Raw genomic sequence first — 21072 nt, forward strand, 5'->3', positions numbered from 1 at the left:
TTATTAGCGTCGCATCGAAAAGAACTCCTTTAGAAGTTGTTCTGAATCGTTTGCTAAAACCCCTCCAACAATCTCTGTCTTCGGGTGTAAAATTCCTTTTCCTAATTTTTCAAAACCGCGCTTCTCTTCTGAAGCGCCGTACACTAATCGCCCTAATTGTGACCAGTAAATAGCCCCTGCACACATGAGGCAAGGCTCTAAGGTCACGTAAAGCGTACAATCTTTCAAATATTTAGCGCCGATTGTTTGGGCGGCAGAGGTGATCGCAATCATCTCTGCATGTGCCGTTACATCGGTCAAAATCTCCGTTTGGTTATAGGCCTTTGCCACGATTTTTCCTTGGCAAACGACGACAGCTCCTACGGGAATCTCTTCGTCTTCTAAAGCCCGCTCCGCTTGTTTCAGCGCTAGGCTCATATAATATTCATCCTCGTTTGGAATCATAAAACGTCTGCTAATTTTGTCAAACGATTACGTAAATAGAAATCCAATAATACAATCGCAGACATTGCCTCCACGATAGGTACTGCGCGTGGCACTACACAAGGATCGTGACGACCTTTGCCAGATACAACAATTTTTTCGCCAGAATTGTTCAAACTATCCTGATCCTGCATAATCGTGGCCACTGGCTTGAATCCAACTCGGAAATAGATAGGCTCTCCATTAGAGACCCCCCCTTGAATTCCACCTGAATGATTCGTTACTGTACTTACTTTTCCGGCTTCGTCTTTGACAATAATATCGTTGTGCTGAGATCCGCGGAGTTCAACTCCATCAAATCCAGAACCGTATTCAAAGCCTTTTACGGCGTTGATGCTTAACATCGCTTTGCCTAATTCCGCGTGCAATTTATCGAAAACAGGTTCGCCTAAACCCACCGGACAACCCGTGATGTAGGCAGAAACGACACCTCCCACGGAATCCCCTTGCTTGCGGATTTCATCGATATAGGTGAACATTTCTTCGGCTAATTTAGTATCTGGGCAACGCACAGCATTTGTTTCAGCAACGGATAAATCCAGTTGCTCAACCGGCGTAGTTAATTTTAAGGTTCCTACTTGAGATACGTAAGCCGTAATTTTTACCCCTAATTGGTTTAACACTAATTTTGCCAAAGCTCCTGCCGCTACCCGCGCCACCGTTTCTCTCGCTGAGCTACGGCCGCCTCCGCGGTAATCGCGAATGCCGTATTTCTCCTGGTAGGTAAAATCTGCGTGAGATGGGCGGAATTGATCTGCAATATGTGAATAATCTTTCGAGCGCTGGTCTCCATTCCAAACAAGCATCGCAATAGGCGTACCGGTTGTCTTTCCCTCGAAAACACCGGAAACCACTTCCACTGAGTCAGCTTCCTTACGTTGCGTCGTGATGCGCGATTGACCCGGTTTGCGGCGATCCAATTCCGATTGAATAAAATCCAAATCAAAATCAACGCCCGCCGGACAACCCGTTACCACAACACCCACGGCAGCGCCATGCGACTCGCCAAACGTGCTAATTTGAAATATCTTACCGTAAATACTGCCCATATGATTATTTTTTGGCTTTTATCATCAAAAAGACTAGCCAGAGTATAAGTAGTCCTAAAAGAATATTAAAAATCAATCTCCAATCCATCCAGCGATAACCAATTACTTTTTCAGCCGTCAGTTTTTCCAAGCCACGATAAAGCAGCATTGTTTCAGACTGTGTATTCAGTAAACGATCGGATGGTTGACCGCTCACTGTTAAAACTATTCCAGAATGCAACGTATCATAGGTCGCAGTTCGGGTATTAAAGTAGATCCAATTAAAATAGGATTTCAATGCAAATTTACCCGGTTGCGATGGAATAATCAGTATTTTCTCCGTTTTATTCCCTAACATTTTGTCTCCGTAAGGGAAAACCGAACTTTGTGAGCCTAAGGGCAAGAAGTTCAGAAAGTAATCTGACTCGGTTAATTTAGACTCCCAAAGTATACTGTTCCCATCACCAATTACGCTAGACAAATAAATAACACTATCCCCTGTCACCAAAGTGTTTCGAGAAACAGATTCTTCCAAATGAAAATCCCCTACCGGCACCTTACCCTTTAATGGATGATTAGGTAGTTCTTTAGGGCTTATTACTAGAGGTTTGGAGCTAAACGTTACCTTTTCTGAGTTCTTCAATAAATATAAACTCAAGGCTGGGATAAATATCTTCTTTGCATCTAGCGCAAAATAGGTGGATTGAAAGAAGCGGTATTCTGTGTATTTTTTGTTCTTATAGACCACTTTAGACACTTTCACCTCTTGTAAGCCAAAACTCTCTTCCCAACAATTTTTAGGTCGAATTTTCTGAATTAATGCCGGAATTTGGATGTCATTTCGATCAAAACTATAGCGTGTCGAATTATCGTCAGGGATGAATAAGGAGAATTTAAGCGAGAACCCTTGACCTACATAGGGTTGAAACTGAGTAGAGCTTAGTGCCAAAAAAACGGAATTTTGTCCTTTGAATAATTCCTCAATCTGGGCTTTATTCTCTTCTACAACTTCTTCCTTTTGCTCTGAGGCAGTGACTTGGAGCGCAAAACCTTCCACTTTCAAAGATTGCTGATTTACTACTACTTCAGCAGTAGGGATCAATAAGGTACCTGGATTAACGGCTTGGTAATATTGGGAAAAAGTAAAGGAATAAACGGGCTCTCCGTTTTGAATATCGGTAGCTTTGGCGCGTGAAACACCTAATTTACGCAGTCCGGGTAATTCCGGGAATTTATAGTTCGGCGTTTCAACGCTCTGATTCGCGGATTTAATGACAAATGACAAGGCAAAATTCTCCTCGAGGGTAATTGATTTCTCTGTCATAAGCAAGGTTGCTTGCGCATAGACTCCCTGAATAGTGAGAAAAAATAACAAAAAGAAGCAGAATATCCGTCTCATTACCGCAATTTAAGAAATCTTGGATCATTGACCGCATTATCGGGCAATTCGAAGACGAAAAGATAAACCTAGTGCTATGTAATGATCCTCTGGGTGAAGAAAGCTTTGTCCAGCAGATATATCTAATTTAAGATCATCATTCACATAATAGGCAAAACCGGCATCATAGGAATGATCCGCAAATTCTGACGCAGGAAATCGTCCGAAAACCTCCACGTAAGCATAGCCCCTCTTCCCAATCAAAACGTTAGGAGCCACGCGATAAATACCTTCAAGCGAACCATTCGAATGCATTTCTGCACCTATATTGTAACCAATTCCAGACCGCTCATTAAAATCATGCTGCATAGTAAATACCACATCACCTATCGAATGACCACGCAGATTTTTCTCGGAAAAATCACGATTTTGATGGTCCCAATTATAATGAACAATCACGGAGGTACGAGGTTTCCATCTTGATGACTGAAATCCCGATGGCTGAAACAAGGCCCATTTTAATCCAATAGCTTCTGTTTGAAAACGAGTTTCTTTCCCTGGCTCCTGTGCTAGGACAGAGACATAGCGCAATTCTAATCGCTTACTCAGTCCATATTTTATCAAAGAAGTAGGAAAAAGATATTCTGAAGTGGATTGATTAAAGCCTATTTCAGCTTGAATATAACCCTTTTTCACAATAAACGGGCATTCTGTTTGATCCGGACGATCTGTTTCAATACGTCCCTCGCTTTGAGCAAGCGCGGCGATAGAAATCAAGAGTAGAAAGACGGTTCGTACAAGCATGTACGAAGATAGTATTTTTTAGTCTAGCCTAAAAAATTATTTAGAAGAACCTTTTATTGTGAACCCTAAAGCCCCATAAAATTCAACGAAATAGATGGATTGCTCTGCATGATCTACGGAACGACCTGTGGTACGAATATCCCATAATTTAGTAGCTCCCGTCTTTATGGTCGTTTCGAAAAACAAAAGTTTGCTTAAATTAAACTTCAATCCCGTCTTCAAGGAAGCTCCTCCGCCGGCTAGGTTCCAAAAATTGTTTTGGCCTACCCCGAAAACGTGTACATCTGAACGGGGGACCAAGGCGCCAATTCCCACACCTTTCATCCAATCTATGGCAAAACGACTCTTAGAACTTTGGTATACCGGCTGGTAATGTTCCAGTTCAACAGACGCATAATTATAGCCATCCGTATGCTCTAAGTGGACAAATTTGTTCGGATCAAGCACTAAAGGAGTTTGATTGAATGTCCCTACATAAGCAGGATCCACTGCAATCGCTGGAGAAGAAGTCTGGGGATTGATGAAGCCATTCACCTTAACGGTTTGGCCATCAGTCACCACATATTTCATATGATCCCAACCAATACTGATAGACAGATTATCCTTTATGAAGTAACCCGCGTGGAAATTAAATTGCGGAATCGATAATAAACCAGGATCCACATAAGTTTTAAACTCGCTTAAGGGAGTGGGAGCATCCAACGCCTCCGCATTGAGTAAAGTAAAATCATATCCTGGGCCCACGAAACGAATATCCGAATTTGCGTAGCTAGAGCGATTATACCCCCAGGTAATATAATAGGAACCCTTTTTATTCGTTTGTTGAGAAAAGGCTGAAAGGCTCAATAGACTAAGCAAAGCGATAAATAGGATTTTTTTCATGAAGACAATCTTTAATTCAAGCTCCAAAGTTCGGCATTTTTTAACGCTTTTAAATACCAAAAACTTGATTTTCATCAGAAATCAAGAACACAATAACTATATTTCATTCAGATTGCCGTAAATTGCATCCCGAATTCATTACCATTACCCTATGAGAAAACCATCTGCGAAATTTGAATACAAAACCTTTACGTTAGGCGAAAAGTTAACGGAAGAGCAGAAAGAATACTTCAAGAAGTATGGAGTAATTCACTTTAAGAAATTTATTGAGCCAGAAACTGCGGAACTTTTCATTTCGGAATTAGCGAAAATTGAGGCGCAGTGGCTACAAGAGGGCATTGAAAAAGTCAAAGGTATTCCATTAAAGTTTGGGAAAGACCATGAAGGAAACCCAATGATTCAACGCATGTGCTTTACGAATCAGTTTAGCCCAGTATTAGCCGAATTAATTAGAGATCCACGCTTACAATTACTCATTGAACTTTTAGGACCATATGAGGGCCGTATTAGCGAAGACGAAAAAGATGGCTTGGTTTTCAATCATTACATCAATGAACCAAATTCTAAGTTCAGCCAAATGGGCTGGCATACGGATAGCCCTCGTGATTTATTCTTAGGTCAAAAAATCCTTCCCATGTTAAATGTGGGGATTCACCTAGATAACTGTCCATCGTCGAATGGAGGATTGCGTGTACTTCCAGGCACACATACGCAAGGGGTGTTGAAATTATTGTTTGGAAAGAAGCAATTCATCGATCACAAACCAGATCCTAGAGAAGCGGCGTTCGAAATCGAACGTGGCGATTTAACCATACACGATGGCCGCTTATGGCACCGCGTGGAGGTTTCTCCTAACGTGGGCGAAAAATCCCGCCGTCGCGTGATGTATGTCCCGATTATCACGGGTAAATACAAACCGAAAACGGATCAAAGTAAGACTCCATTCTACCATCGATTTGCAAAGGTGGTAACGAAATAAAAAAAGCGGCTCTTTTCGAAGGGCCGCTTTTTTTATGACTTTGATTCTAAATACGATTGCAAGATAATCGTGGCTGAGACCCGATCGACGGTTCCTTTCTCTCTTCTATCCTTCTTCGACATACCTCCCGCAATCATCGCCTGCATCGCAAGCTTCGATGTGAAACGTTCATCGTGTTCTTCCAGCGGAATCAAGGGAAATTTCTTACGAAAGCTTTTGATAAAAATACGCACACCAGCGGTGGAATCCGTATCGGTATTATCTAGGTTTTTAGGCATTCCGATGACAACTTGATCGACCGTTTCTTTTACAAAGTAGGTTTGCAGAAAAACAAGCAATGTATGTGTAGGTACCGTATCTAGCCCATTTGCAATAATCTGCAAGGGGTCTGTTACGGCAATGCCTGTCCTTTTTAAACCAAAATCAATCGCTAGAATTCTGCCCATTTTAGGATTTCAAATACCCCTTGTCGCGCAAAATCTTATCGAGTAATTTCTTGTCATTATCGTTATTAAACACGCTAAATGGCAAGTGCAAGAACTGGTATTTTCCCATCTCAAGAACGTAAGCATCCTTGTCTTTGTAAGCTCCTAAAATCATATCCCATTTAATCATACCACCCTCCTTGTCAGAAAGCTTCATAAAGATTTGGCGGCTATCAATTTCGTAGCGGTATTTATCAAATAATTGCTTGTATTGCGCTAATTGTGTGATTCCGGTAAACTGAATCAACCAGAAAAGGATATATCCTATGACACCGATGGCGATGAAAATATACATCCAGTAGTTTTTATAGGTTCCGGTTAAGTTTAAAGCCACATTTCCTAAAACGAGTGCCAAAGGAATAAAGGCAAATTTCCATTGGTTCGAGAAAAGCTGACGCATGCATAAACCCACAAACTTATTTTTTTCTAACGCGAATTTCTTCGTTTTAATGGCTAATGGATTCGATGGTGCTTGCATTTGGCGCTGTTGAGCACCGTACATTTTAGACATATGAAATGATTTTTAAACGCTAATTAAGGCGTAAAGGTACGAAAATTGGATAATTTTGGTAATTTTAAATCGCACAATTTGAATTAAAGCAATACCTATGTCTGCCAAACAAGTACTTGATGGCCCTGCCCTCCTCCAAAAAATACGGCGAATTGCCTTTCAAATCTATGAGAATAACTTCGAAGAGACTGAAATTGTTATTGCAGGGATTATAGGTGAGGGATTCGCATTTGCCGAACTATTGTGCGAAGAGATTAAAAGCATCTCGAAAATCAAGGCTGTTCCGGTCAAAATTGATTTAAACAAAGAGCAACCTTACGAGCGTCCGGTGAAATTTGCTGGGGGAACGGATGCTTTAGAAAATAAAGTCATTATCGTAGTGGACGATGTATTGAACACAGGCCGCACTTTCTCTTACAGCCTTGCTCCATTCTTGAGCATGCACGTAAAACGTATTCAGGTGGCTGTTATCGTGGATAGAAATTACAAGCGTTTCCCTATTTCAGCGGATTACAAAGGATACGAACTTTCCACTACCCTTTCGGAACATGTACAAGTAATCTTATCAGATCCAGCAAAAAGAGGGGTTTATTTAGCTTAGTTTTTCTGCCAAATCTCCCAAGCTTTATCCGCTTGGCCTTGCAACATCTCTAATCCGGAATAGATGCCTCCCACCTTTTGCTCGAGCCCCGCTTTTAAGAAAGCAGTCTCTAATGGGTTATAGACTATATCGTATAAATAGTGTTGCTTATTCAATAAGTCGTAAGGGATAGGCGGTTTGTCATCTACCTTAGGAAACATACCCAGCGGTGTCGTATTCACGATCAAACCAATTTCTTCTATCAATTCAGGCATTTGTTCGTAGGTCACGGTTTCATCCGAAGCTTGACGGGAAACCTTTATCACCTCGAATCCCATATCCTCTAAGGCCACAATGATTGCTTTCGCTGCGCCACCTTGACCTAAAACACAGGCCTTTAGTGATCCGAAATTTTTGAATTTATCCCAAAACTCCACCGTCGAACGAAACCCCCAATAATCGGTATTGTATCCTCGGGTATAGCCATCAGCGGCGATTTTGATCGTATTAACCGCACCAATTTGGGCAGCAGCTAAATCAATCTCATCGAGCAGAGGCATCACCAATTGCTTGTAAGGAATTGTTACATTCAGCCCTTTTAGATTTGGATTCGCCGCTAAAATGGCTTTAAACTCATCAATACTAGGAATTGGAAATTGCTCGTAAGCATGGGTTTCAGTGAGACCTAGTTTTTCGAATTTTTCGGTGAAATATGCTTTGGAAAAAGAATGGCCTAACGGATAACCGATTAAACCATATAAGTGCGAGATAGCCATCTTATTTGCGTTTTGTAATCAATCCCCAAACAATAGGTAAAACCGAAACACCTACAATTCCTAGAACAACTTTCTCAAAATTTGCTTTCACAAATTCGTTATCGCCTAAGAAATATCCTGCCGCAGAAATACTACTTACCCAAAGGGTCGCGCCTAAAAAGCCGTACAATAAATAGACTGGATAAGACATTCTACCCGCGCCAGCTACGAAAGGGGCTACAGTTCGAACGATTGGGATGAAACGCGCCAGGATAACTGTTTTCGGGCCATATTTGGCATAAAATGCTTCCGTTTCTTCGATATGCTTACGTTTCAAGAACAAAACCTGTTCGCGTTCTCGAATGATATTACTAAAGTATTTGCCAATAAAATAATTGACTTGATCTCCTAAAAGTGCGGCTCCTATCAACAAGGGAATCACTGTTCCTAGGGACAATTCACCACTGGCCGCAGCTAATAAACCCACGGAAAACAAAAGAGAATCACCAGGTAAAAAAGGCATCACAACCAGGCCTGTTTCTACAAAAACGATGAGAAACAAAAGACCGTAGGTCAAAGCACCATGAGCGGCAATGAATTCCGACAAAAAAGTTAAGGGATCTTTTAATAGATCTAACAAAAGCTGCAGCATTCGAACTATTTCGTTAAGAAGTGGTCAAACGTATCGCCACGTAATCCCAACCGAATCGTTTCTAGCGAAACAACTTCCTGTGGTGCAATATTTCCTACGTTTACGTTCGCTCCTACTAATTTAACAAACCAAACTTGTTGTGACTTCTGCGGTGCCTCCCAAATAATACTTTCTTCTGGAATCTCCGTTAAAATTTCTTCTACTAAACCTTGACGAACTTCGCCAGAGGAACGGAACAAACCTACATTTCCTCCCTCACGCGCCTCGCCGATCACTTTCCATGCACCCGCCTCTAATTCCATGCGCATCAGTTTAATCCACTTATAGGGTGGAATAATTTTCGCTTCATCCTTAGATCCCACCTCTGATAATACCGTTACTTGAGTCGCTAACGTGCGAATTAATTCACATTTGATATCTGACTCCATTTCGATCGAACCGTCCGAAACTTCCGCATATTCCATTCCGTATTCGTCCAACACACGACGGTAATCATCAAATTGTCCACGGATATAGAATGCTTCAAATAAGGTTCCTCCAAAATAAACGGGGATCCCTGACGATTTATATAAAGCTAATTTCTCCTTTAAATTAGGGGTAACATAAGAAGTCGCCCAGCCTAATTTAACGATATCCGTATAGTCAGCGCCTGTTTCCAAGAAATCTTCTACTTGACGCAGACTTAGTCCTTTATCCATGACCATCGTTAACCCTTTCTGACGAGGTTTAGCCGTACGGTCTGGAATTTGATTTAAATGATAATTCATATAGTTTATTAATGGATTGGTACGATTTTGTGCCAAATATCTACAAAAATAAGCATTACAAACGAGAGCCACAATTTTCCGATGTTTTCTGCTTCAAAAAATAAACTTTTAGGGTCAAAAATAGTTTAGTATTTTTACCCTAGATTAGTACTTTTCACTATCATAACTATTTAATCGAATGAAAAAGTTTTTCTTATCTTTAATTACATTATTTTTCGTATCTGTTTCTATTTTCGCCAACACAGCAGCTGACGCCATTTTAGGCGAGTGGCTTTCACAGGAAAAAGACGGGAAAATCATCATTTTCAAACAAGGGGATCAATACTTTGGTAAGATCTCTTGGGGAAAAACAACTGGAAGAAAAGATGGAAAAAACCCAGACGAAAAATTACGAAGCCGCGAACTATTAGGAGCGGTCATTTTAAAAAACTTTAAATTCACTGGTTCTGCCTGGGAAAACGGGACGATTTACGATCCTAACTCTGGAAAAACTTACGATTGCATCCTTAAAATCAAAAACGGGAACAAAACCTTAGACATCCGCGGTTTTGTGGGTATCTCGATGTTTGGTAGAACTTCTACCTGGACTCGCTCTTAATTACATTTTACCGCCTAACATGGAACCAAACGAACAAGTATTAGCCTACCTTAATCAAAATCTACATAAAAAAATTGCTGATGGCAATCCGGCGCCCATTGGAAAATGGCTGGATGGCACGTTAGTTAAAGCAGAAGCGGGGAAATTAACCGCAGAATTCATTGTCCGCCCAGATCAATTAAATCATGCGGGGGTAATCCACGGAGGTGTGATCTCCGCGATGTTAGATGAGATGATGGGAATGACGTTAATTACAGCAAAAATCGATCACCTCTATGTGACGATCAATTTGTACATTGACTTTCTATATGGAGCAAAAGCAAACGAAGTAATCACCGTAACTACTGAGATTCACCGGGTAGGCAAGAAAATTGCGAACGTAGAAGCGAAGTTGCATAATGCAGATGGGAAATTACTCGCAAAAGGGGTAAGTAACCTAGCCGCGACTTCGATCCCTTTCTCTTTCTAAGACAATAATTGGTAGACGGCAAAGGCTGATAAGTAGGCCAAAGCCGTCATATAGCCAAACTGAATTAACGGATATTTCCACGATTTGGTCTCCCGGTAAGTCGTAGCGAGTGTGCTCATACATTGCATCGCAAAAGCATAGAATATCAATAAGGAGAATCCTAAGGCTGCATCATACATCGGCTTTCCAGTGGCCGGATTAATCTCTGCGCGCATCCGGTTTTTAATCGTTGCATTTTCATCATCCACTTCGCCTCCCATACTATAGATGGTCGACATCGTTCCTACGAATACTTCGCGGGCAGCAAATGAAGTGATCAATGCAATTCCGATTTTCCAATCGTAGCCTAATGGACGAATAACCGGCTCCACAAAGTGTCCGAAATGTCCCGCATACGAATTCTCTAATTTATCAGCAGAGATCTTATTCTGCAATTTAACTCCTTGCAAGGTTGGATTTTCCAGACGAATCCGAGCTTCTGATTCTGCAATCTTATCACCAGGGCCATAACTTGCTAATACCCATAAAACGATGGAAATAGCCACGATAATTTTACCCGCTTCAAACACAAAAGCATTCACTGAATTGAAAATCGTCATCGCCACATGTTTGAATCGCGGTCCTTTATAAGTAGGCAATTCCATGATGAAATAACTTTTTTCTTTGGACTTTAAAATAACTTTCATCACCCAAGCAGAAACCAATGCCATGAAGAAGCCTAATAAATAAAGTCCAAACAACGCAACTCCTTGTAAATTGAACAAGCCAAATAAGGCTTTATTCTCCGGAACCACCAGAGCAATCAGTACCGTGTAAATGGGCAAACGCGCTGAACAAGACATCAATGGCGTCACTAAAATTGTGATCAAGCGATCCTTCCAAGAGCCAATCGAACGGGTACTCATGATGGCCGGCACCGCACAGGCCACACCAGAAATTAAAGGCACCACGGACTTGCCATTCAAGCCAAAACGTCTCATCAACTTGTCCATAATGAACATGACGCGCGACATATAGCCGGTCTCTTCTAAAAGAGAGATAAACAAAAACAAGAAAGCAATTTGCGGAATGAAAATTAACACCCCACCAATTCCCGCTATCAAACCATCAGTTAACAAGGCGGTCAAAGCCGAATCCGGCAATACTCCTTTCAACCAGTCATTTAACATCGCAACACCCCCATCGATGGCGTCCATCGGATAGGTGGCCCAGGTGAAAATAGCCTGAAACATCACAAAAAGAATGGCTAAGAAAAACACATAGCCTCCTACCGGATGTAAAAAGAATTTATCTAAACGATCCGTCCACGTGCGCACTGGAGCTGCATCCCATTGTCGATTTAAATTAATCACACAACGATCCACGACTTCCGTAATTTGCTCGTAACGTTTGACGGTTTCTTCAGATTGGTATTTCTTAGCAGAAAATTGATGCTTTTTTTTGATAGCATCCAAGTTCTCGCGCTGTTGTTTAGAGAACATTTTCATGCGATCATGTTCCATCAACCATAAAAGTGATCGATAAATTTCCCCCTCTCCGAATTGCACTTGTACATCTTCTATTACCTCATCAGAAACCGGCAAAGGAAGCGCGTCATTCGAGGCATAGCGATTAGCTAATGATTTAATGACGGCTAATTTTAGGCCATTCAAACCGATCCCCCTTTTGGCATTCACCTCTGCCACTTCGACGTTTAATTCGCGTGCCAGTTTAATCGAGTTGATCACATAGCCCTCGTTCTCTGCGACATCAATCATATTCAAGGCCAAAACCGTCGGAATACCGAGGTCTCGCACCTGCGAAAACAATAATAAGTTACGCTTAAGATTAGACGCATCCGCCACCACAATGGCCATATCCGGAAAATCTGGATGTGTGGGATCGCCTAAAATATTGATAACTAACTCCTCGTCGATTGACTTTGGATATATACTATAGATACCTGGCAAATCTAAAATTTCTACCGGACGTTTGGGTTCTAATTCCCAAATGCCTGTCAGCTTCTCCATGGTTACCCCCGGAAAATTTCCCGTCTTCTGATTCAATCCCGTTAAGGAATTGAATAGAGAGGATTTTCCTGCATTGGGATTACCAATCAGCGCTATTTTAGGTGTTTTTGCCAAAATTTATGTTCGTTTAATCAGCATCGTTTCCGCTTCTTCTCTCCGCATAGACAGAGTATATGAACCAGAAACGCGAATAGCGATGGGGTCGCCGAAAGGTGCCAGATGAGTCAATATGACTTCAGTTCCTGGCAAACATCCCATTTCCAATAGCTTTAAAGAAAGCAATTCGTCCGTGAAGCCCACAATCTCCCCTTTTTCACCAATCTTCAAGTCGGCCAAATTTGCCATGCTCACTATTTAGAATAATTCAAAATTAGACACAAATGTACTAAGTATTTCTGAGCTAAAAAATGATACAAATAGTTTTTTCTGTCGTAAATTGCAGGTTCATGGCATTAACAGAAATATTCGTGTTGATTCGCAAAGAAATGCAATTAGAGTGGCGCAATAAGTATGCGATCCACGGGCTAGTGCTGTATTTAGCGGCGACGATTTTCATCTGCTATTTATCCTTTAAGGCCAAACAACAATCCATCCATCCGATTATGTGGAATACGCTGTTTTGGATTATCCTTTTGTTTTCTGCCGTGAATGCGGTGGGCAAGAGTTTTACGCAAGAATCTGCGAATCGAAATATCTTCTACTATACGTTTGCGAAGCCTGAATCGGTTATTTTCAGTAAAATCATTTACAACACTTTAGTGATGCTAGGCGTATCCTTGATCGGGATTTTCTTTTACTCCTGGGTCATGGGTAATCCGGTGGGAAATATGCCACTGTACCTTGTTTCCCTGATTTTGGGCGCGATTGGGTTTGCATCTACTCTTTCTTTAGTGGCTGGAATCGCGGCACAGGGAGAAAATTCAGCCACTTTAATGGCGGTGATGAGCTTCCCGCTCATTATTCCGTTGCTTTTGTTATTATTAAAATTGTCCAAAAGTGCCCTTGACGGCATTTCACTCTCAGAAAACTGGGATGAAATCGCCATTTTGGGGGCTTTAGATATCATCGTTATTGTATTTTCTGGGATCCTTTTCCCGTATATATGGAAACATTAAAACGCCAGTATTGGAAGATTTTGTCGATCATTTTATTGATCTACACCGTCTATGCCGGTTTTAACGGACAAGTGCCCCGTCAACCGATCTTGAACGAGACGATTCGTAACCTGTATTTCCATGTGACGATGTGGTTTACCATGATTTTCCTGTTAGGAACATCTGTTTATCATTCGATACAATACTTGCGCAAATCAGATCTTAAATCAGATCTCATTTCGAGCACCTACGTGGAAGTGGGGATGGTTTTTGCCATTTTAGGGTTAATCACGGGTAGTGTGTGGGCGAAGTTTACATGGGGAGATTGGTGGACAAATGACCCTAAATTGAATTCCGTGGCGATCGGCTTATTGATCTATTTAGCCTATTCTTTAGTGCGCTCTTCGATGCCGGATGAGATGCAAAAAGCGCGTATTTCGTCGGTTTACAACATTTTCGCGTTTGTAATCTTTATGGTATTGATTTGGATTTTGCCTCGCATGACTGATTCATTGCATCCAGGGAATGGCGGGAATCCCGCTTTTTCTAAAATGGACTTAGATAACCGCATGCGAATGGTCTTCTATCCAGCCATTATTGGGTGGACGTTATTAGGCTTTTGGATTGCGCAATTGCGTATTCGGATTAAAAACATTGAACAACAAAACGAGTTATAATGAAAGCATTTCTTTTACTCTTAGTAAGCTTTACGATTAGTTTTACGGCCAGCGCTCAGGCGAGCGATATCGAGATGGCAGATCAATTTCGTGCAGATGGAAAAATCTATGTGGTCATCGCGGTGGTTAGCGTCGTATTGATTGGGTTATTTGCCTATTTATTTCGTTTGGAAAGAAAAGTCACTGAATTAGAAAAACGCAGCAAATGAAAAAGACACACATCATTGGATTAATCTTAATTGCGGTTGCTATCGGTATCATTTTGATCACTACGGGCGATGCGAGTACCTATGTGGGTTTTGATGAGGCGGAACGCATTTCGCAGCAGGATCCGAGCCAAAAAGTTCACGTGGTAGGAACATTAAGAAAAGATGCAGCAGGCCAAATCGTGGGCTTAAACTACAACCCTGCCTTAGATGCTAACCGATTAGAGTTTTTAGTGCAAGACAGTTTAGGCCGCGAAAACCAAGTGATTTATGCTGCACCTAAGCCACAGGATTTTGAAAAATCGGAGAAGATCGTTTTAGTAGGAAGTATGCATTCAGACAAGGTCTTTTATTGCGATAAAATATTATTAAAATGCCCATCTAAGTACCAGGAGGGTAAAATTTCAGCAGACTCAAGCGCCTCAGTAGCCGCAAAAAATTAATATGATACACGAAACCATCGGTTCGGTCGGACATTTATTTGTTATTATTTCCTTCGTAACGGCGCTGTTAGCGACTTTTGCGTATTTCAAATCGACGCAGTCCGCTAATGAGATTGAGAATGATTGGAAGATCACGGCACGTGTTTTATTCGGGCTGCATTTTATCTCGGTGATCGTGGTGGCGGCGAGTCTTTTCGTGATCATTTACAACCATTATTTCGAATACCATTACGCCTTTACGCACTCCTCCTTGCAATTGCCTACCATGTTCATGATCTCCTGTTATTGGGAGGGACAAGAGGGGTCGTTTTTGCTGTGGATTTTTTGGCAAGCGGTTTTAGGGCTTTTGTTAATGATCAAAAACCCGAAATGGGAGTCTCCTGTGATGACGGTTTTTGCGCTGGTTCAGACGTTTTTGACTTCGATGATTTTAGGGGTTATAATCCCTTGGATTGATTTGAAAGTGGGTTCGTCTCCGTTCTTATTGTTGCGTGAGGCACAACCTGATCTACCGGTTTGGAGCATGCAGCCTAATTTTATTCCTAAAGATGGCCGCGGATTGAATCCTTTACTTCAAAACTATTGGATGGTGATTCACCCGCCTACCTTGTTCTTAGGTTTTGCCTTGACACTAGTTCCGTTCGCGTATTTGATCGCGGGTTTGTGGAAGAAGAAATTGACAGAATGGGTGATGCCAGCTTTGCCTTGGGCTCTTTTTGGTGCGGGAGTTTTAGGGATTGGTATTATGATGGGGGCTTATTGGGCTTATGAGACCTTGAACTTTGGGGGGTATTGGAACTGGGATCCGGTAGAGAATGCGTCCTTCGTGCCTTGGCTAGTTTTATTAGGTGCTATCCACACGATGATTGCGCACAAGACCTCTAGTTCCGCCTTGAAGACGTCGATCATTTTAGTGATTTCGGCTTTCATTTTAGTCTTATATTCGACATTCTTGAATCGTTCTGGAATCCTAGGAAATGCTTCGGTACACTCCTTTACGGACTTAGGTCTTTCTGGGCAGCTCTTGTTGTATATGGGAACCTTCCTTTTAGTGGCGATCGGGATGTCGATCTACCGTTGGAAGGATTTGCCTAAGGACCAAAAAGAATTAGGGACGTATAACCGCGAGTTTTGGGTTTTTGTGGGTGCAGCCGTTTTAGGATTGTCTGCTTTCCAATTAACGTTCACCACTTCGATTCCTGTTTATAATAAGATCGCTGAGGCTTTTGGGGTTCTTTCAAATATTGCCTTACCGGCAGATCAAGCGGAACACTACAGCAAGATCCAAATCTGGATTTTCTTAGCGGTGGCCATCTTAAGTGGCATCGGACAATATGTTTGGTGGGGGAAAATCAAACAAAGCACGACTTTTAAACCTCTTGTAAGTCCCGCTTTAGCAGCGACTTTATTGAGCGTGGTATTTATCAATATCGGTAAGATTTACACGCTATCGTACATCGCGTTGTTGTGGAGTAGTTTGTTCGCGGTTTTGGCGAACTTCAAAATCTTGTGGTTCCTGATTCGCGAGAAATTCTCCTTAGTAGGTGGAGCCCTGGCACACGTAGGATTGGCGATTATGTTAATCGGTATTTTATTCTCCGCGGGTTATTCCAAAGTGGTTTCTTTGAACCGCTCTGGTTTTGCCATCAGCACGAAAGTGGAAGAGTTCACAAAGGATAACAATAAGGAGAACAAAGAGAACTTACCGCTTTGGTTAGGTCAAGGAGCCCAAATGCAGGACTACTTAGTAACCTACAAAGGACGCCGGATCGAGGTGCGCGGACACAAAGGCTACTTCAATAAGAACGATTTTGAAATTATTGAGGGTGATTTCCATGCCATTGCTTTGAAAAACATCGAACGTGATGGCGTAAAAATCGCCACTAAAGGGGATACCGTAACGGTGGAACCGGAGAATACCTATTACGAATTAGAGTTTAAAAACGAGGAGGGAAAAGCGGTTTCGCTATTCCCGAGATGGCAAGTCAACCCGAAAATGGGAACGGCGATTTCTCCAGACGTGAAACACGCATGGAACCACGATATTTACACTTACGTTTCCCTTGATCCGCGTTTAGCAGCAGAGGCTGGTTCTGAAAAACAATGGTCTCAGACAGAAGCCCAAACCGTTACTACGGGTGACACGCTTTTCATCAATGACTTCGTGGCCATCCTAAAAGATGTGGCACGGGTAACCAATGTAGATGGGGTAGAACTAGGCGCAAATGACGCGGCAGTTCAAGCGAACTTCCAAGTATTAGGCAAAAACTCACAACAATTTACCCTAAGCCCTATCTTTGTGATTAAAGGGGGAATGGTAGCAATGCCAGCCTTTGAAAGTGAAGAGACTGGAATTAAGATTAAATTCACAGGCATCAACCCACAAGCCCAAGAGTTTGGTTTTGCTTGGAATACTACCCAGCAAGAATTAATTGTGGTGAAAGCCTTGGAGAAACCCTACATTAATTTAGTGTGGATCGGATCCATCTTAATTTTTATCGGTTTATTTATCGCGACGTATCGCCGATTAAAACCCACCACTGCGGCTTAATATGGGAAAGAAAGAAATCTTAAGTTTATCTGCTGCCATCGGTTTTATCCTTATTTGGATTATCGATTTAAATACCCCACTTCCGAACAAAGAAAAAATAGGTTTTTGGGGGAACATTTTGGCCCATTATCCTTTTCTAATGTTTGGCGTAGGCTGTTTATTCTACTACCAAATGGCTAAAAACGAACGTATCAAGAAAGAGAAAGATGGAAGGAAATAAAGTCGCATTAGAAAATTACCAAATCATCGGCATCATCGCTTCGATGGTGTTTTCTGCGTTCTTCTCTGGGGTTGAAATGGCTTTTGTATCTTCGAACAAATTATACTTCGAACTGAAGGCGAAGCAGGATATTTTAAGCGCTAAAATCATCGCCAATTTCAACCAACATCCCTCCCGTTTTATCGGAACGATGCTCATCGGAAATACTTTGTCCCTTGTGGCTTATGGTATTTTTATGGAAGAGTTTTTGCACCATGTGGTCATACATTTCTTGTCGATTAATGAGATTTTGGCACGTCTAATTGCGACAATCGTGGCAACGATTCTCATTTTGATGACATCGGAATTTACCCCTAAAAGTGTCTTTTTGATTAATCCAGATGCCATTCTAGAATTTTTAGCGATTCCCATTTGGGTGATATACACCTTGATGTTTCCGTTGGTTTGGGTAACAGTGGGACTTTCCAAATGGTTTATTACCAAGGTAATGCGACTGAATTATTCAGAAGAAAAACCGGCTTTTGGTTTGACAGATCTTAATCATTACCTCCAAAATCTGAACCGCAAAGTTTCCACCGAGCAAGAAGCCGAAGTGGACCACAAAATATTCCACAATGCCCTCGAGTTTAAGCAGGTGAAAGTGCGGGATTGTATGATCCCGAGAACGGAGATTACAGCGATTGATGTAGAGGATGGAATTGAGAAGTTGAAAGAAGTATTCCTGACAAGTGGTCACTCGAAAGTGTTAGTATTCAAAGAAACCTTAGAAGAAGTGTTAGGCTATTGCCATTCTTTGGCCCTTTTTAAAAAACCCAAAGACTTACAATCCATCTTAACCAGCATTCCCATCGTCCCAGAAGCGATGCCGGCGAATGATTTAATGATCAAGTTCTCTAAAGAAAGAAAGTCGCTGGCTTTAGTGGTGGATGAATTCGGTTCGACGAGCGGATTAGTGAGTATGGAAGATGTGATGGAACAGATTTTTGGGGAGATTCAGGATGAATACGATGATTCGGAGGACTGGGTTGAAAAGCAAATTGATGAGACGACTTTCGTGCTTTCAGGACGTCATGAGATTGACTATTTGAATGAAAAATACGAATGGAATTTGCCAGAGGGTGATTACGAAACGTTGGGCGGAATGTTAATCAGCTTGTATGAAGATATTCCACAAGAAAATGAGTTGATTACGTTAGCGCCTTTCCAATTCCAAATCTTAACGACGACCGATGCTAGAATAGATACGGTCAAAGTGATGATTACTGGAAAAATCACTCCGGCTCCCTCATCGGAATTATTGCATTAAAATCCGCTGCAAGGTTTGGCATTTCATCTGTGTTTCCTGCCACTCTTTTGCAGGATCCGAATCTTCTGTGATACCACATCCGGCATAGAATGTAGCTTGATTCCCTTTGATTTCCACTGTGCGCAAATTCACAAAAAGATGGGTGGTATTCGAGAGGTTCACCGGACCTAAATAGCCCGAATACAGCAAGCGATCGTGTTTCTCTGTCGCTAAAATAAATTCGACGGCCTCCTGTTTAGGCGTACCGCATACGGCAGAGGTTGGGTGCAATAAACCCAGCATTAAACCAGGCAATTGCGGAAAATCCATCGCCTTTGTATCCACTAAGTATTCAGTTTTCAAGTGCAGTAAATTTCCGGTGGAAATCGTCTTAGGACCTATTTCTGCATATTCTCTTAAGCGAATCTTCTTAAAGCAATCAATGATATAGCGACTAACAAAGGCCTGTTCCTCGATCTCTTTTTGGGACCAACGCGCTTGTGAAGGCGAAATGGCAAACCCGTCCCCGTCTACTCCGGATTGAGTACCTGCTAATGAAATCGTGCGAAAAATACCCTCCGCATTTTGTTCGACTAATATTTCCGGGGTCGCACACATCCAAATCCCCGATAAAGCTGGAATTGAAAGTGCACAAATAAAGGCACTCGGATAGGCTGCCCCTAATTCTTCCAAGGCAGTCATCACCTTAAAATCAGCTGGCAAAACTTGCTCATCCGTTCTGGACAAAACTACTTTTTGCAATGGGCCTTGTTTGATTGTTTGAATGGCCGCCGCCACCCAACCCATGAATTCAGATTTCTTTGAACTGTTTTCTACGGAAGATTCAGCTAACGCTTTTGGCCCAGCATTCCCTAGGGAAAAAGTAGTCAAGGAGTCAGCTTGCAAAAAATAGGGTAAACCGATGAAAGGGGCCGCTAAAAAACCAGCGGCTAAATCGCTTAGATTCCAACCCTCTTTTAATAGCGTACCTCCTGAAAAATCTTGCAAAAGAAAGGCCTCCGCGCTATGCGGCAATCTCCAGGCCGCTACAGCAGCCCCTTTTGCAATTCCCTCCTCCCAAGCTACCCCTTGTTTCATTTTATTGGTATAATCGCCACCGTTAACCGGCTCGCGCAAATCAAATTTTCTTCCTCGTCGTGGATCTTGATCTCATATACATGAATCTTACGACCAATGCGCAACGGGATACAAGTCCCGATCACATATCCCCCTTTAGCAGACTTCAAATGATTCGCATTAATCTCCACACCTACCCCTGTTTCTGCCTTAGGATCCTTAACGGCCAAAACCACCGCCACGCTTCCAAGTGTCTCCGCTAGGACAACAGACGCTCCTCCATGTAACAAACCTAATGGCTGTTTTGTTCGGTGATCGACCGGCATTTTGGCCTTAATAAATCCAGGCTGAATTTCTGTAAACTCAATACCCAAATGCGCGATCATATTCCCCTGTGACATCGAATTCAATGTGTCTATGGAGATGGAAGTATTAAACATATATTTCGTAATTTTGGCTAAAATTCGGAATAAAATACGATTAATATGCAAGCTCGGGCTGATTTAGTGAAAGATATTTACCTGATTCGCCACGGCGAAACGGAATACAATCGCAAGGGGGTCGTGCAAGGCAGTGGGATTGATGCAGATTTAAATGAATTAGGCCAAAAACAGGCTGCCGCTTTTTTTGCGCATTACCAAGATCTCCCGATTGATAAAATCTACACTTCGGCGCTGAAAAGAACGCATCAATCTGTGAAAGGGTTTATCGAAAAAGGTTTACCTTGGGAGCAACACGTCGGATTAAACGAAATTTCCTGGGGAAATAAGGAGGGGAAATCGCCCAATACAGCAGACGATTTATACTATAAAAACTTAACTAAGACTTGGCGCGAGGGAAATGTCCACGTACAATCTGAAGAGGGAGAAAGTCCTGTCGAAGTTTTAGAACGCCAAAAACCCGTTGTCGACCTTTTCTTATCTAGACCAGAAGAGAAAGCTATTTTGATTGCGATGCACGGTCGTGCGATGCGGGTTTTACTCACCCATTTATTCAATGCCCCCCTCCACCAGATGGACAATTACGCACACCAAAACTTGTGCCTCTACCACCTGCAATACGATTATGCAGCGCAGGAATTCAGGCTGGTGAAAGGAAATTGTGCTATTCATTTAGCGAACTTACCTGAATCCATGTAA

Annotated in this window: 26 protein-coding genes; 12 read left to right on the plus strand and 14 right to left on the minus strand. The window is 42.0% G+C overall.

Features of this window, described 5'->3' with window-relative positions; translation table 11 throughout:
- Positions 1 to 3: 3 nt before the first annotated feature.
- The 5 genes from SKC37_RS11065 to SKC37_RS11085 are packed head-to-tail and all read right to left on the minus strand — an operon-like array spanning position 4 to position 4575.
- On the minus strand, positions 4 to 444 hold the full coding sequence (locus SKC37_RS11065; RefSeq protein ID WP_377981526.1) for a nucleoside deaminase: 441 nt from the start codon (positions 442 to 444) through the stop codon (positions 4 to 6).
- Positions 441 to 1532 (minus strand): chorismate synthase, encoded by a 1092-nt coding sequence (gene aroC, locus SKC37_RS11070; protein WP_377981527.1) that lies wholly within the window; start codon positions 1530 to 1532, stop codon positions 441 to 443. Before aroC ends, SKC37_RS11065 begins: the two co-directional genes overlap by 4 nt.
- A gap of 4 nt (positions 1533 to 1536) precedes the next feature.
- Positions 1537 to 2910 carry a BatD family protein gene (locus SKC37_RS11075; protein ID WP_377981528.1) on the minus strand — a complete coding sequence of 458 codons (1374 nt, stop codon included), beginning with the start codon at positions 2908 to 2910 and terminating at the stop codon, positions 1537 to 1539.
- Between the two features lie 36 nt (positions 2911 to 2946).
- Entirely contained in the window at positions 2947 to 3693 is a 747-nt protein-coding gene (locus SKC37_RS11080) for a transporter (protein WP_377981529.1), read from the minus strand.
- A 36-nt stretch (positions 3694 to 3729) separates the two neighbouring features.
- Positions 3730 to 4575: a hypothetical protein gene (locus SKC37_RS11085; RefSeq protein WP_377981530.1), complete on the minus strand. Its 846-nt coding sequence runs from the start codon at positions 4573 to 4575 to the stop codon at positions 3730 to 3732.
- Positions 4576 to 4726: 151 nt separating this feature from the next.
- Here SKC37_RS11085 and SKC37_RS11090 point away from each other — a divergent pair, with 151 nt between their 5' ends.
- The gene (locus SKC37_RS11090; RefSeq protein ID WP_377981531.1) at positions 4727 to 5554 is read left to right on the plus strand and encodes a phytanoyl-CoA dioxygenase family protein; all 828 of its coding nucleotides are present in this window, start codon (positions 4727 to 4729) and stop codon (positions 5552 to 5554) included.
- A 32-nt stretch (positions 5555 to 5586) separates the two neighbouring features.
- On the opposite strand, the gene ruvX is transcribed toward SKC37_RS11090, so the two are convergent.
- Positions 5587 to 6000 (minus strand): Holliday junction resolvase RuvX, encoded by a 414-nt coding sequence (ruvX, locus tag SKC37_RS11095; RefSeq protein WP_377981532.1) that lies wholly within the window; start codon positions 5998 to 6000, stop codon positions 5587 to 5589.
- A 1-nt stretch (position 6001) separates the two neighbouring features.
- Positions 6002 to 6550: a YcxB family protein gene (locus SKC37_RS11100; RefSeq protein ID WP_377981533.1), complete on the minus strand. Its 549-nt coding sequence runs from the start codon at positions 6548 to 6550 to the stop codon at positions 6002 to 6004.
- Between the two features lie 97 nt (positions 6551 to 6647).
- Between SKC37_RS11100 and SKC37_RS11105 the strand changes: the two genes are divergently transcribed.
- On the plus strand, positions 6648 to 7151 hold the full coding sequence (locus SKC37_RS11105) for a phosphoribosyltransferase family protein (RefSeq protein WP_377981534.1): 504 nt from the start codon (positions 6648 to 6650) through the stop codon (positions 7149 to 7151).
- On the opposite strand, the gene SKC37_RS11110 is transcribed toward SKC37_RS11105, so the two are convergent.
- The 3 genes from SKC37_RS11110 to SKC37_RS11120 are packed head-to-tail and all read right to left on the minus strand — an operon-like array spanning position 7148 to position 9304.
- A complete protein-coding gene (locus SKC37_RS11110; protein ID WP_377981535.1) occupies positions 7148 to 7906 on the minus strand; it encodes a shikimate dehydrogenase family protein in 759 nt (252 codons plus the stop codon). The two genes, SKC37_RS11105 and SKC37_RS11110, sit on opposite strands and share 4 nt — an antisense overlap.
- 1 nt (position 7907) lies before the next feature.
- A complete protein-coding gene (locus SKC37_RS11115) occupies positions 7908 to 8537 on the minus strand; it encodes a VTT domain-containing protein (RefSeq protein WP_377981536.1) in 630 nt (209 codons plus the stop codon).
- Positions 8538 to 8542: 5 nt separating this feature from the next.
- Positions 8543 to 9304 (minus strand): phosphosulfolactate synthase, encoded by a 762-nt coding sequence (locus SKC37_RS11120; protein ID WP_377981537.1) that lies wholly within the window; start codon positions 9302 to 9304, stop codon positions 8543 to 8545.
- A 178-nt stretch (positions 9305 to 9482) separates the two neighbouring features.
- Here SKC37_RS11120 and SKC37_RS11125 point away from each other — a divergent pair, with 178 nt between their 5' ends.
- Together SKC37_RS11125 and SKC37_RS11130 are read left to right on the plus strand one after the other, a co-directional pair.
- Positions 9483 to 9902 carry a DUF2147 domain-containing protein gene (locus tag SKC37_RS11125; RefSeq protein WP_377981538.1) on the plus strand — a complete coding sequence of 140 codons (420 nt, stop codon included), beginning with the start codon at positions 9483 to 9485 and terminating at the stop codon, positions 9900 to 9902.
- 19 nt (positions 9903 to 9921) lie between these two features.
- Positions 9922 to 10371: a PaaI family thioesterase gene (locus SKC37_RS11130; protein WP_377981539.1), complete on the plus strand. Its 450-nt coding sequence runs from the start codon at positions 9922 to 9924 to the stop codon at positions 10369 to 10371.
- Here the strand turns inward: SKC37_RS11130 and feoB are convergent.
- Positions 10368 to 12494 carry a ferrous iron transport protein B gene (gene feoB / locus SKC37_RS11135; RefSeq protein WP_377981540.1) on the minus strand — a complete coding sequence of 709 codons (2127 nt, stop codon included), beginning with the start codon at positions 12492 to 12494 and terminating at the stop codon, positions 10368 to 10370. The two genes, SKC37_RS11130 and feoB, sit on opposite strands and share 4 nt — an antisense overlap.
- A 3-nt stretch (positions 12495 to 12497) precedes the next feature.
- Positions 12498 to 12725, minus strand: a complete 228-nt coding sequence (locus tag SKC37_RS11140) for a FeoA family protein (protein WP_377979026.1) — start codon at positions 12723 to 12725, stop codon at positions 12498 to 12500.
- Positions 12726 to 12826: 101 nt separating this feature from the next.
- Here SKC37_RS11140 and SKC37_RS11145 point away from each other — a divergent pair, with 101 nt between their 5' ends.
- Genes SKC37_RS11145 through SKC37_RS11175 form a run of 7 tightly spaced genes read left to right on the plus strand, consistent with a single transcriptional unit; the run spans position 12827 to position 18877 of the window.
- Positions 12827 to 13495 carry a heme exporter protein CcmB gene (locus SKC37_RS11145; RefSeq protein ID WP_223131049.1) on the plus strand — a complete coding sequence of 223 codons (669 nt, stop codon included), beginning with the start codon at positions 12827 to 12829 and terminating at the stop codon, positions 13493 to 13495.
- Positions 13483 to 14151, plus strand: a complete 669-nt coding sequence (gene ccsA, locus SKC37_RS11150; RefSeq protein WP_377981541.1) for a cytochrome c biogenesis protein CcsA — start codon at positions 13483 to 13485, stop codon at positions 14149 to 14151. The genes SKC37_RS11145 and ccsA (SKC37_RS11150) overlap by 13 nt, the downstream gene beginning before the upstream one ends.
- A complete protein-coding gene (locus SKC37_RS11155) occupies positions 14151 to 14360 on the plus strand; it encodes a CcmD family protein (protein ID WP_377981542.1) in 210 nt (69 codons plus the stop codon). The genes ccsA (SKC37_RS11150) and SKC37_RS11155 overlap by 1 nt, the downstream gene beginning before the upstream one ends.
- A complete protein-coding gene (locus SKC37_RS11160) occupies positions 14357 to 14800 on the plus strand; it encodes a cytochrome c maturation protein CcmE domain-containing protein (protein WP_377981543.1) in 444 nt (147 codons plus the stop codon). Before SKC37_RS11155 ends, SKC37_RS11160 begins: the two co-directional genes overlap by 4 nt.
- A gap of 1 nt (position 14801) precedes the next feature.
- Entirely contained in the window at positions 14802 to 17351 is a 2550-nt protein-coding gene (gene ccsA / locus SKC37_RS11165; RefSeq protein ID WP_377981544.1) for a cytochrome c biogenesis protein CcsA, read from the plus strand.
- A gap of 1 nt (position 17352) precedes the next feature.
- The gene (locus SKC37_RS11170; protein WP_377981545.1) at positions 17353 to 17571 is read left to right on the plus strand and encodes a hypothetical protein; all 219 of its coding nucleotides are present in this window, start codon (positions 17353 to 17355) and stop codon (positions 17569 to 17571) included.
- Positions 17558 to 18877 carry a hemolysin family protein gene (locus SKC37_RS11175; protein WP_377981546.1) on the plus strand — a complete coding sequence of 440 codons (1320 nt, stop codon included), beginning with the start codon at positions 17558 to 17560 and terminating at the stop codon, positions 18875 to 18877. Before SKC37_RS11170 ends, SKC37_RS11175 begins: the two co-directional genes overlap by 14 nt.
- On the opposite strand, the gene SKC37_RS11180 is transcribed toward SKC37_RS11175, so the two are convergent.
- Both SKC37_RS11180 and SKC37_RS11185 read right to left on the minus strand, forming a co-directional pair.
- On the minus strand, positions 18866 to 19954 hold the full coding sequence (locus SKC37_RS11180) for a chorismate-binding protein (RefSeq protein ID WP_377981547.1): 1089 nt from the start codon (positions 19952 to 19954) through the stop codon (positions 18866 to 18868). The genes SKC37_RS11175 and SKC37_RS11180 overlap by 12 nt on opposite strands.
- Positions 19951 to 20373, minus strand: coding sequence for a hotdog fold thioesterase (locus SKC37_RS11185; protein WP_377981548.1), 423 nt, complete (start codon positions 20371 to 20373; stop codon positions 19951 to 19953). Before SKC37_RS11185 ends, SKC37_RS11180 begins: the two co-directional genes overlap by 4 nt.
- A gap of 45 nt (positions 20374 to 20418) precedes the next feature.
- Here SKC37_RS11185 and SKC37_RS11190 point away from each other — a divergent pair, with 45 nt between their 5' ends.
- Positions 20419 to 21072 (plus strand): histidine phosphatase family protein, encoded by a 654-nt coding sequence (locus tag SKC37_RS11190; protein WP_377981549.1) that lies wholly within the window; start codon positions 20419 to 20421, stop codon positions 21070 to 21072.

This window comes from Aquirufa esocilacus (genome assembly GCF_042715595.1).
GTDB lineage: Bacteria > Bacteroidota > Bacteroidia > Cytophagales > Spirosomataceae > Aquirufa > Aquirufa esocilacus.